The sequence below is a fragment of the Acidovorax sp. CF316 genome, assembly GCF_000276605.1.
Taxonomy (GTDB): Bacteria; Pseudomonadota; Gammaproteobacteria; order Burkholderiales; family Burkholderiaceae_C; genus Acidovorax.
The window spans coordinates 1-10,462 of sequence record NZ_AKJX01000238.1 but is presented as its reverse complement, the minus strand read 5'-3'; the positions used below and the strand labels follow the sequence as shown (position 1 = coordinate 10,462).

Sequence of the window (10,462 nt, the reverse complement as noted above, 5' to 3'; positions counted from 1 at the left end):
CTCTTGGCGACGCAAGAGAAAGTTACTGCGCCGCCGGGCGCACATCCCGGCCCCCGCACTCAACCAAGGCACAAAGCAACCACAGAAAAACGGCCATAGCACAGGGCAACCACGGGGAACACCATGACAGAAGCCCCTCCAGCCCTCAACCCCTTACCCCGCCCCCCAGGCGAACGCGAGGCCCTGGAGCGCGCCTGGAAACCTCCACCCAAAGGCTGGAGAAGACTCTCCGCCGTCAACAACACCCAGGTCGGCCTGTTCTACATAGCCACCGCCCTGATGTTCTTCATCCTCGCCGGCGTGCTCGGCCTCATCATGCGTGCCCAACTGGCCGTACCGCAGGCCGGCCTGGTATCGGCCGCCACCTACAACCAGATCTTCACCATGCACGGCACGGTGATGATGTTCCTCTTCGCCGTGCCCGTGGTCGAAGCCATGGCCGTGTACCTGCTGCCCGGCATGCTGGGCACGCGCGACATGCCCTTCCCGCGCCTGTCGGCCTATGGGTTCTGGGCCTACGCCATCGGCGGCACCGTGTTCTTCGGCACCATCTTCTTCGGCGCCTCGCCCGATGGCGGCTGGTTCATGTACCCGCCGCTCACGGGCAAGGAGCATTCGCCCGGGGTGGGGGCCGACTGGTGGCTGCTGGGCATCGGCTTCATCGAGATATCGGCCATCGCCGGGGCCATCGAGATCATCATCGGCATCCTCTTCACGCGCGCGCCGGGCATGACGCTGATGCGCATGCCCATCTACGCCTGGGCCATGCTGGTCACGGCGCTGATGATCGTGTTCGCGTTCCCGGCCATCATCGCGGGCACGCTGCTGCTGGAGATGGAGCGTGCGTTCGACTGGCCCTTCTTCATCCCCGCGCGCGGGGGCGATCCGGTGCTGTGGCAGCACCTGTTCTGGTTTTTCGGCCATCCCGAGGTGTACATCATTTTCCTGCCCGCCGCAGGCATGGTGTCGATGATGGTGCCGGCGCTGGCGCGCACGCCCATCGTGGGCTACCGCTGGGTGGTGGCCGCACTGCTGGGCGTGGGCCTTCTCAGCTTTGCGCTGTGGGTGCACCACATGTTCACGGCCGGGCTGGGCTCGTTCACCATGCACTTGGTGTCGGCCGCAAGCTTTGCCGTGGCCGTGCCCAGCGCGGTGCAGGTGTTCGCGTGGATCGCCACCTTCTGGCGCGGGCGGGTCGAGGCCAACGCGCCCACGCTGTTCCTGGTGGGTTTCCACGCCATCTTCGTGCTGGGCGGGCTCACGGGCATCATGGTGGCGGTGCTGCCCTTCGACTGGCAGGTGCACGACACCTATTTCATCGTGGCCCACCTGCACTACGTGCTGATCGGGGGCATGGTGTTCCCGGTGTTCGCGGGGCTGTACTACTGGCTGCCGCTGATCAATGGCCACCGCATGTCCGAGAGCCTGGGGCGCTGGGTGTTCGGCCTCATGTTCGGGGGCTTCAACCTGGCCTTCTTCCCCATGCACATCGCCGGGCTCATGGGCATGCCGCGCCGGGTGTACACCTACGACGCGGGCCTGGGCTGGGAGTGGCCCAACCTGCTGTCCAGCGCCGGGGCCTTCGTCTTCGCGCTCGGTGTGGTGCTGTGCTTCTTCGACCTGGTGCGCACGTTTCTGCGCGAAGACGGGCCGCCCGCCAACCCCTGGAACGCGCCCACGCTCGAATGGGCCTCGGGCGGCGAGTACGGGCTGCGCAGCATACCGCCCGTGGGCTCGCGCGAGCCGCTGTGGCAGCACCCAGGCCTGCGCGAAGCGGCGGAGCTGGGCGCCTACTGGCTGCCGCGCACCATTTTCGGCGGGCGCGAGTCGCTGATCACCAGCCCGGTCGATGCCACGCCGCGCCAGCTGTTGCTGTTGCCTGGCGACGGCTGGTCGCCCTTCATCGCGGCGGCGGGCACGGCCGGGTTCTTCCTGCTGCTCACGGTATCGATGGTGGTGCCCGCGGTGCTGTGCGGCGTGATCGCCCTGGTGGCCATGGTGGTCTGGCTCTGGCAGTCCGACCGGCCCGTGGCCGCGCCAGAGGCCGAGGTGGCCGAGGGCGTGTTTCTGCCCACGCGCCGGGTGGGGCGCCACTCGCACTCGTGGTGGGCCGTGGTGGTGCTGCTGTGCGTGGACGCCAGCGTGTTCGCTTCGGCCACCTTCGCCCACCTGCATGTCTCCATGGCAGCCGATGTCTGCCCGCCACCGGGCGCTGCCTTGCCGCAGGCCGGCTGGCCGCTCGCATCGGGCGCGCTGCTTCTGGTCGGGTCGGCCGCGCTGTGGGTGGCCCAGCGGTCCTTCTCGCAGGCCACAGGCCAGGCCTGGCTGCGTGTGGCCACCGTGTTGGCCATGGCCTGCGCCGGTGGTGCCATCGCGCTGGAGTTCATGGGCCACCTGCAGGCGGGCCTGAACCCGCGTGCCGATGCCTGGAGTGCCACCGTCGCCGCGCTGCTCGGCTGGCAGGCGATGCACGTGGGCATTCTCGCCATCATGGGTGCCTATCTGCTGGCGCGCTCGCTGTCCGGACACCTGCAGCAGGGCGCGCGCGCCACGCTCGACAACACGGTGCTGTTCTGGCACTACGTGACGGTGCAGGGCATCGCCGGGGCGCTCATCGTGCAGGTGCTGCCGTCGTTGATGTGAGGGTCCCACCTGCAGATGCGGTGCTGTCTGGCACGCACGGCCTTGCACGGTGCGCATGCTGGGGCATGACCATTTCCGTTGCAAGCCGTTCCGCCGCACTGTCCCCATCCGCTGGCGGTCAGCAGCCCGATACCCTGGGCGAAATCCTCGACGAATTCGACGCCCTGGCCCAGAGCCACGGGCGGGTGGCTGTGGCCGACCTGGTCGACGCCGTGGGCCCGCGCAGCTACGGGCCGTTTCTGCTGGTACCGGCGCTGATCGAGATATCGCCCCTGGGGGGCATTCCCGGCGTGCCCACGGCCCTGGCCGTGGTGGTGGTGCTGTTTGCGGCGCAGATGCTCAGCGGCCGCAAGCGCCTGTGGATGCCCGCGTGGGTGGCCCGGCGCGACGTGGCCGCGGCCAGGATGAAGCGCCTGGTGGCCGGCGCGCGCCCCATGGCCACGCGCCTGGACCGCTGGTTCCACGGCCGCTTGCGCTGGCTGACCTCGGGCCTGGGGATGCGTCTGGCGGCGCTGGCCTGCATCGCGCTGGCCTGCATGGTGCCGCCACTGGAGCTGTTTCCGTTCGCCAGCTCGGTGCCCATGGGCGCGATTGCGCTGATCGGCCTGGCCCTGCTGGTGCGCGACGGCGCGCTGATGATCGTGGCCTCGCTGTTGGTGTGCGGCGCGGCGGGGCTGCTCATCGCAACCCTGCTATGACAGCTGCCGCGGGCCCAGGGATGCGGGCCTGCGCTCAGGCGGGCGACCCAAGGCCAGAAACTCCCGCAGGCTGCCCACGCCGAGCTTGGAGAAAATGCGCTCCTTGTAGGTGACGATGGTCGCGGGCGACAGGGCCATCTTGCGGCCGATTTCCTTGGCGGTGCATCCCTCCATCAGCCATTCAGCGGTGGAGCGCTCGCGCGGGGACAGGGCACTCCAGGGATCACACTCCACCTCTTTTTCCTCCTCCTGCGGAAACGCCAGTTCGTCGTGCCGGCAGGCCAGGCCCATGAGGGTGCTGCCGTACTGGCCGAGCAGCGTGGCGGCATGTCCCATGTCCAGCGGCACCCGCGAGAAGTAGAAGTTCAGGTAGCAGCGGTGGCCGCCCTGCAGGCCCAGCAGCGACACCTTGCCCGTGAACCCGGGCTCGTCGAACAGCACGCGCCGGTACTCCGCATCGCCGATGCCCTTTGGCGACATGCCCAGCAGGCGCAGGTCGGCGCCGCTGCGCGCGGGCGCCTCGGGTGTGCTGCCATCGCGCACCAGCGGGTAGTTGGGGTCGCGCCGGTACAGGTGCTTGACGTAGATGTCGGTGGTGGAGTCGATCAGCGGCTGGTTGCACACGCTGGCCGCCGCCGCATGGCGGATGCGGCCCTCGGGGTCGTAGCTCAGGTGGCTGAAGTGGTCGGCGCCCAGCACCGCGTGGATGCCTTCGAGCAGGCGGGCATGAAAACGCGGCCTGCCGATGTCCGCCACGCATTGCCCCAGCCAGGCATCGCGCGTCGCTAGCGGTTGTGCAATCCATTGTCTTGTCTCCTGTGCGCTCTGCCTTGCGTGGGGTGCGCAGGCGCGCTTTCCTGAAATGATGCCACAGACCATGGCCGCACGCATGTCCCCCTGCGAGGGGACAGACAGGGGACACGGTGCTTTCGAGAATGGCAGCTCAGTCAACGCCGAGATGCCATGCACGTCCTGCCCCGCTACCCCTACCGCCGCCCGCCCGAACTGGACGGGCGCCCTCAAGATCCCCGCCCCGCCGTGGTCATCGGCGGTGGCCTGACCGGCCTGTCGCTGGCCCTGGACCTGGCGCGCCGCGGCGTGCCCGTGCTGGTGCTCGACGACGACGATACCGTGGGCGTGCGCGGCCTGGCCTCGCGCGGCATGTGCTGGGCGCAGCGCACGCTGGACATTTTCGAGCGCCTGGGCGTCGCCGGGCGCATCACCGCCAAGGGCGTGGCCTGGAACGTGGCGCGCGTGCTGGCCAGGGACCAGCCCGTCACCTCCTACACCCTGCAGGACCAGCCCGACCTGCGCCACAACGGCTTTGCCAACCTGCAGCAGTACTACGTGGAGCAGTACCTGGTCGAGGCGCTGCAGGCCGAGCCGCTGGCCGAAGTGCGCTGGCTCAACAAGGTCGAGCACATGGCCTCGCACCAGGGCGGCGTGCGCCTCACCGTGGGCACCCCCGATGGGCCTTATGAACTGGACGCGCAGTGGGCCGTGGCCTGTGACGGGGCCTCCAGCCCCAGCCGCGCTGCGCTGGGCCTGGCGCCCGTGGTGCACGACCGCACCGAAGACCGCTGGATCATCATCGACATCACGGTGCCTGGCTGCGACTGGGCCCAGGAGCGCTGGACCTGGCTGGACGCCTCGGCCAACGGCGGGCGCGCGGTCTGGCGCCACAAGATGGCCGACGACACCTGGCGGCTCGATTTCCAGCTGCGCGAAGACGAGGACGCCGTGGCCGCCGCCACGCCCGAGGCCATGTGCCGCCGCGTGCACGCCTTGTTCGGTGACGACCTGGTGTTCGAGATCGCCTGGTCCGGCGTCTGGGCCTACCGGCACGAATGCCTGGCCGACCTGCGCGCCGGCCGCGTGCTGTTTGCCGGCGATGCCGCCCACCTCGTTGCGCCGTTTGGCGCGCGCGGCGGCAATGGCGGCGTGCAGGACGCCGACAACCTGGCCTGGAAGCTGGCCCTGGTACTGAACCATGGCGCCGACGAGGCGCTGCTCGACACCTATTCCACAGAGCGCAAGCAGGGCGCTTTCGAGAACATCCGGCAGGCGCGGCGTTCCTCGCGCTTCGTGCACCCGCAAGGCCAGGCCGCGGCCCGGCTCTGGCGCGAGGCCATCATCTCCATGGCGCCGCAGCTGCCCTGGGCGGCACGCTGCATCAACACCGGCCGCTTGTCGGCCCCGTGCCGCTACACCGATTCGCCGCTGCTGGCCGGTGATGCCGGGGCGGGCGCCGCGCTGCCCGACGTGCGCCTGGGCGGCACCAGCCTGCACCACCTGCTGGGCCCCTGGTTCACCCTGCTGGTGTTTGCCGACCGGCTGCCGCGTGCGCTGGCCTCGGTGCAGCACCCGCTGCTGGCGGTGGTGCTGGTGTCGCCGGCCTGCGACCGGCAGGCGCGCGCGGCGCTGCTGCGTCAGCTCGGCGTGGGGGCTGACAGCGGCGAGTGCTGGCTTGTGCGGCCCGACCAGCATGTCGCCACCCGCCAGGCCCACCTGCAGCCGGCGCTGGTGCCGGCCCTGCTGGCCGCCGCCCTCGCGCCCCTTCCCACCGATCCACCACCCGCCCCTGCCCATGACCTGCACGCAACAACAGCTTGATGACGTACTGGAGTCCCTGATCGCGCTGACCGACGCCGCCACCCCCGCGGTGCAAAGCGACCTGCTCGCCCGCCTGGTGCTGGCACTCGCGGCCGAAGTGGACGACGCCGCGCGGCTGCAGGCCGCCATCGCCAGCGTGGCCCGCTCCGCCGGCCGCAGCCTGCAACCCGCACTCCCTTGAATTTCCCCTTTGAATCGAAAGAACGCATGAGCCATTCCCCCGCATTCGCTTCGCAGGCCGACCTGGCCGAGAAGAAGACCAGCTTCACCCAGCTGTCCGCCAACGCCTGGGCCTACACCGCCGAGGGCGACCCCAACTCCGGCGTGATCATCGGCGACGACAGCGTGATGGTCATCGATGCCACGGCCACCCCGGTGATGGCCGCAGCCCTGGTGCGCCGCATCCGCGAGGTGACCGACCTGCCCATCCGCCACGTGGTGCTCACCCACTACCACGCCGTGCGGGTGCTGGGCGCCGCCGGCTTTGTGCCCGAGGGGGCCGTCAACGTGATCGCCAGCCGGGCCACGCGCGACCTGATCGTGGAGCGCGGGGCCGAGGACATGGCCTCGGAGATCGGCCGCTTTCCGCGGCTGTTCCAAGCGCAGGAGAGCATTCCCGGCCTGACCTGGCCAACCATCGTGTTCGACAAGGAGCTGACCCTGCACCTGGGCAGCCTCGAGGTGCAGTTGCTGCACCTGGGCGCCGGCCATACCAGCGGCGACTCCATCGTCTGGATCCCCTCGCAGGGCATCGTCTTCTCGGGCGACCTGGTGGAGTTCAATGCAGGCGTCTACACCGGCGACGCGCATTTGGCGGCCTGGCCCGCCACGCTGGACCGCCTGGCCGCCCTGAAGCCCGAGCAGCTCGTGCCCGGCCGCGGCCCGGCGCTGCGCACGGCGGCCGACAGCCTGAACGCCATCGCCTACACGCGCGATTGGGTGCAGACCCTGCTGCAGTGCGCGCGCGACGGGGTGGCCGCGGGCCACACGCTGCAGCAGGTCTATGCCGACACGCGGCGGGTGATGGACCCCGTGTTCGGCCAGGTCTTCATCTACGAGCACTGCATTCCCTTCGACGTCTCGCGCGCCTACGACGAAGCCCGGGGCATCGCCAACCCGCGCATCTGGACCAACGTGCGCGACCGCGAGATGTGGGCCGCCATCCAGTCCTGAAACCAACGATTCCCCAGCCACCCCATGAAACTCGCCACCCTCCGAAACCACCGCCGCGACGGCCAGCTCGTGGTCGTCAGCCGCGACCTGCAGCGCATGCGCGCCGTGCCCGAATGCCCCACCCTGCAGTCCGCCCTGGACCAGTGGGACGCCATGGCGCCCGCGCTGCAGCGCACCGCCGACGCCCTGGACGCGGGGCAGGGGCCCTTCGAGGCCTTCCACCCCGAGGCCTGCGCGGCGCCGCTGCCGCGCGCCTACCAGTGGCTCGATGCATCGGCCTACCTGAACCACGTGGAGCTGGTGCGGCGCGCACGCGGCGCCGACACGCCCGATGAACTGCGCCGCGAGCCGCTGATGTATCAGGGCGGATCGGACGACTTCCTGGGTGCCCACGACCCCATCGAAGCCGCCGACGAGGCCTTCGGCATCGACCTGGAGGCCGAGGTCGTCGTCGTCACGGGCGACGTGCCCATCGGCTGCAGTGCCGAGGCCGCGCTGGGTCGGGTGCGCCTGGTCGGCCTGGCCAACGACGTCACGCTGCGCCACCTGGTCCCGCCCGAAATCGCCAAGGGCTTCGGCTTCCTGCAGTCCAAGCCGGCCACGGCCTTGTCCCCGGTGTTCGCCACGCCCGACGAGCTGGGCCCGCATTGGCGCGGCGGCAAGCTGCACCTGCCGCTGGTGTCCACGCTCAACGGCGAACGCCTGGGCGCGCCCCATGCCGGCGTGGACATGGACTTCGATTTCGGGCAACTGATCGCGCATGCCGCGCGCACGCGCCGGCTGGTGGCCGGCACCATCGTGGGTAGCGGCACCGTGTCCAACCGCGACCCGGCCGCGGGCGTGAGCTGCCTGGCCGAGCGCCGCGTGCGCGAGCAACTGGGCGGGGCGAGTGTGCTCACTCCCTTTCTGCGCCACGGCGACCGGGTGCGCATCGAGGTGCGTGATGCGGCGGGGCACAGCCTGTTCGGCGCCATCGAGCAGACCGTGCGCACGGGGGCGGCGGCATGAGCGCAGGGCCGGGCTTGCGCCTGCACACCTACTTTCGCAGCTCGGCGGCGTTTCGGGTGCGCATTGCGCTGGAGCTCAAGGGCCTGGCCTGGGAGCCGGTGCCGTGGCAACTGGCGGCCGGCGCGCACTGCGGCGAGGCCTACCGCGAGATCGCAAGCTTCGGCCTCGTGCCCTTGCTCGAGATCGACGGGCTGCGGCTGCAGCAGTCGATGCCCATCATCGAGTACCTTGATGCGCGCTTTCCGGCCGTGCCGTTGCTGCCTGTGGGCGAGCCCGAGAAGGCCCGCGCCCGCGCGCTGGCCCAGCTCGTGGCCTGCGAGATCCACCCGCTCAACAACCTGCGCGTGCTCCAGTACCTGCGCGGCACGCTGGGCCTGCCCGAGTCCGAGGTTGGCATCTGGTACCGCCACTGGTGCGCCGAGGGCCTGGCCCGCATGGAGGCAGAGCTCCACCGTGTGCCCGCCACCGGTGACTACGCGCTGGGTGCATCGCCCTCCATCGTCGATTGCTTCCTGGTGCCGCAGCTGTTCAATGCGCGGCGCTTCGAACTCGACCTCGGACCTTATGAACGCGTGCGGCATATCGAGCAGGCCTGCATGGCGCTGCCGGCCTTCCAGCGCGCCCAGCCCGCCAGCCAGGTGGATGCGCGCTGACAACAACCCCTACAAGAACCACCAGGAGACCATGATGACCAAACCCTTTTCAGTGCCTGAAATGCCCGAACGGCGCGCCATGCTGGCGGGCGCCTGCCTGCTGCCCCTGTCCCATTGGGCGCGGGCCAACGGCGCCGACACCCGGCCCATCGAATGGGTGGTGGGCTATGCCGCCGGCGGCGGCTCCGACGTGGTGGCCCGGCTGCTGGCCGAATCCATGGGCAAGGCACTGGGGCAGGCCATCGTCATCGTCAACAAGCCCGGGGCGGCGACCAATATCGCGGCCGACTATGTGGCCCGCTCGCGCGAACGTGGCCGCACCCTGTTCAGCGGCGATTTTGCGACCCTGGCGGCCAACCCCGCGCTGTTCGACAAGCTCAGCTACGACGCGGCCAAAGACCTCGCGCCGGTCGGCATGATGGCGCGCTTTCCGCTGATCCTGGTGGTCGCGCCCCGGGTGCCGGCCAGCAACTTCAAGGAGTTCCTGGCCTGGGCCAAAGCACTTCCGCAAGGGGTGACCTACGCCTCGCCCGGTTCCGGCACGGCCCACCACCTGGCCACCGAGCTGCTGCGCGAGCGCACGGGCCTGAACCTCGTGCACGTGCCCTACCGGGGCGCCGCGCCTGCGGTGCAGGACCTGCTGGGCAACCAGGTGGATTGCATGCTGATCGATTCGGCCAGCGGCCTGCCGCACATCGCGGGCGGCAAGCTGCGGGCGCTGGGCGTCACCACCGAGCAGCGCACGCGCGTGCTGCCCCAGCTGCAGACGCTGGCCGAGCAGGGGTTGACCGGGTTCGACGCCTATTCGTGGCAGGGCCTCACGGTGCCCACGGCCACCTCGGCCGAGGACGTGAAGCGCTTCAACGCCGCGCTGGTCGCGGCGCTCCAGTCCGAGGCGGTGCAGGGCAAGCTGCTCGCCATGGGCGTGGAGCCCACGCCCGGCACCCCGCAGCAGATGGCCAGCTACGTCGGTACCGAGCGCGAGCGCTGGGGCAAGCTGATCCGCGAGCGCGGCATCAAGGTCGATTGAGGTGCCCGTGACCACCACCACGATCCAATACGACGATCTCGTCGAGTCCGTTGCTGCTGCGCTGCAGTTCATCAGCTACTACCATCCACCGGACTACATCGCTCACTTGGCGAGGGCGTATGAGAAAGAGCAAAGCCGGGCCGCGAAGGATGCGATTGCACAAATCCTGGCGAGCAGCAAGATGAGCGCCACCGGCCGGCGCCCCGTATGCCAGGACACGGGCGTCGTGAACGTGTTCCTGAAAGTGGGGATGGATGTCCGGTGGGCGGGGTTCGAGGGTACCCTGGATGATTCCATCAATGCAGGGGTACGGCGCGCCTACACCGATCCCGCCAATCCGCTTCGGGCGTCCGTAGTGGCGGACCCCCAGTTCGAGCGCAAGAACACCAGGGACAATACGCCTGCGGTGATCTTTGCCGAGATCGTTCCCGGCAACACCTTGGAAGTGTTCATCGCCGCCAAAGGGGGAGGAAGCGAGAACAAAAGCCAATTCGCCATGCTCAATCCTGGCGACAGCGTGGTGGACTGGGTTCTCAAGACGGTCCCCACCATGGGCGCAGGATGGTGCCCTCCGGGCATGCTCGGGATAGGCATAGGCGGCAGCGCCGAGAAGTCGATGGTCATGGCCAAGGAAAGCCTGATGG

General features: G+C 69.6%; 10 protein-coding genes. 9 read left to right on the top strand and 1 reads right to left on the bottom strand.

Annotation, left to right across the window (positions count from 1 at the left end):
• Window positions 1–123: 123 nt before the first annotated feature.
• A complete protein-coding gene (locus tag PMI14_RS28240) occupies window positions 124–2,643 on the top strand; it encodes a cbb3-type cytochrome c oxidase subunit I (protein WP_007859982.1) in 2,520 nt (839 codons plus the stop codon).
• Between the two features lie 65 nt (window positions 2,644–2,708).
• A complete protein-coding gene (locus PMI14_RS28235) occupies window positions 2,709–3,341 on the top strand; it encodes an exopolysaccharide biosynthesis protein (protein ID WP_007859980.1) in 633 nt (210 codons plus the stop codon).
• On the opposite strand, the gene PMI14_RS28230 is transcribed toward PMI14_RS28235, so the two are convergent.
• The gene (locus PMI14_RS28230) at window positions 3,336–4,097 is read right to left on the bottom strand and encodes a helix-turn-helix transcriptional regulator (RefSeq protein ID WP_052024529.1); all 762 of its coding nucleotides are present in this window, start codon (window positions 4,095–4,097) and stop codon (window positions 3,336–3,338) included. The genes PMI14_RS28235 and PMI14_RS28230 overlap by 6 nt on opposite strands.
• A 207-nt stretch (window positions 4,098–4,304) precedes the next feature.
• Between PMI14_RS28230 and PMI14_RS28225 the strand changes: the two genes are divergently transcribed.
• The 7 genes from PMI14_RS28225 to PMI14_RS28195 form a co-directional block, all read left to right on the top strand.
• On the top strand, window positions 4,305–5,954 hold the full coding sequence (locus PMI14_RS28225; RefSeq protein WP_007859976.1) for an FAD-dependent oxidoreductase: 1,650 nt from the start codon (window positions 4,305–4,307) through the stop codon (window positions 5,952–5,954).
• On the top strand, window positions 5,929–6,135 hold the full coding sequence (locus tag PMI14_RS28220) for a DUF2783 domain-containing protein (protein ID WP_007859974.1): 207 nt from the start codon (window positions 5,929–5,931) through the stop codon (window positions 6,133–6,135). Before PMI14_RS28225 ends, PMI14_RS28220 begins: the two co-directional genes overlap by 26 nt.
• 26 nt (window positions 6,136–6,161) lie before the next feature.
• Window positions 6,162–7,127, top strand: coding sequence for an MBL fold metallo-hydrolase (locus tag PMI14_RS28215; protein ID WP_007859972.1), 966 nt, complete (start codon window positions 6,162–6,164; stop codon window positions 7,125–7,127).
• 24 nt (window positions 7,128–7,151) lie between these two features.
• A complete protein-coding gene (locus PMI14_RS28210) occupies window positions 7,152–8,135 on the top strand; it encodes a fumarylacetoacetate hydrolase family protein (RefSeq protein WP_007859970.1) in 984 nt (327 codons plus the stop codon).
• Window positions 8,132–8,788: a maleylacetoacetate isomerase gene (gene maiA / locus PMI14_RS28205; RefSeq protein WP_007859968.1), complete on the top strand. Its 657-nt coding sequence runs from the start codon at window positions 8,132–8,134 to the stop codon at window positions 8,786–8,788. The genes PMI14_RS28210 and maiA overlap by 4 nt, the downstream gene beginning before the upstream one ends.
• A gap of 34 nt (window positions 8,789–8,822) precedes the next feature.
• Complete coding sequence (locus PMI14_RS28200; RefSeq protein WP_238541921.1) at window positions 8,823–9,818, top strand: tripartite tricarboxylate transporter substrate binding protein; 996 nt, start codon at window positions 8,823–8,825, stop codon at window positions 9,816–9,818.
• Between the two features lie 7 nt (window positions 9,819–9,825).
• The coding region (locus PMI14_RS28195) for a fumarate hydratase (RefSeq protein ID WP_007859960.1) at window positions 9,826–10,462 on the top strand (637 nt) is incomplete at its 3' end.

Bases quoted from the DNA above. Each gene is read 5' to 3' on its own strand.
- PMI14_RS28240 (WP_007859982.1), top strand. From the start codon at position 124: ATGACAGAAGCCCCTCCAGCCCTCAACCCCTTACCCCGCCCCCCAGGC.
- PMI14_RS28235 (WP_007859980.1), top strand. From the start codon at position 2,709: ATGACCATTTCCGTTGCAAGCCGTTCCGCCGCACTGTCCCCATCCGCT.
- PMI14_RS28225 (WP_007859976.1), top strand. From the start codon at position 4,305: ATGCACGTCCTGCCCCGCTACCCCTACCGCCGCCCGCCCGAACTGGAC.
- PMI14_RS28220 (WP_007859974.1), top strand. From the start codon at position 5,929: ATGACCTGCACGCAACAACAGCTTGATGACGTACTGGAGTCCCTGATC.
- PMI14_RS28215 (WP_007859972.1), top strand. From the start codon at position 6,162: ATGAGCCATTCCCCCGCATTCGCTTCGCAGGCCGACCTGGCCGAGAAG.
- PMI14_RS28210 (WP_007859970.1), top strand. From the start codon at position 7,152: ATGAAACTCGCCACCCTCCGAAACCACCGCCGCGACGGCCAGCTCGTG.
- maiA (WP_007859968.1), top strand. From the start codon at position 8,132: ATGAGCGCAGGGCCGGGCTTGCGCCTGCACACCTACTTTCGCAGCTCG.
- PMI14_RS28200 (WP_238541921.1), top strand. From the start codon at position 8,823: ATGACCAAACCCTTTTCAGTGCCTGAAATGCCCGAACGGCGCGCCATG.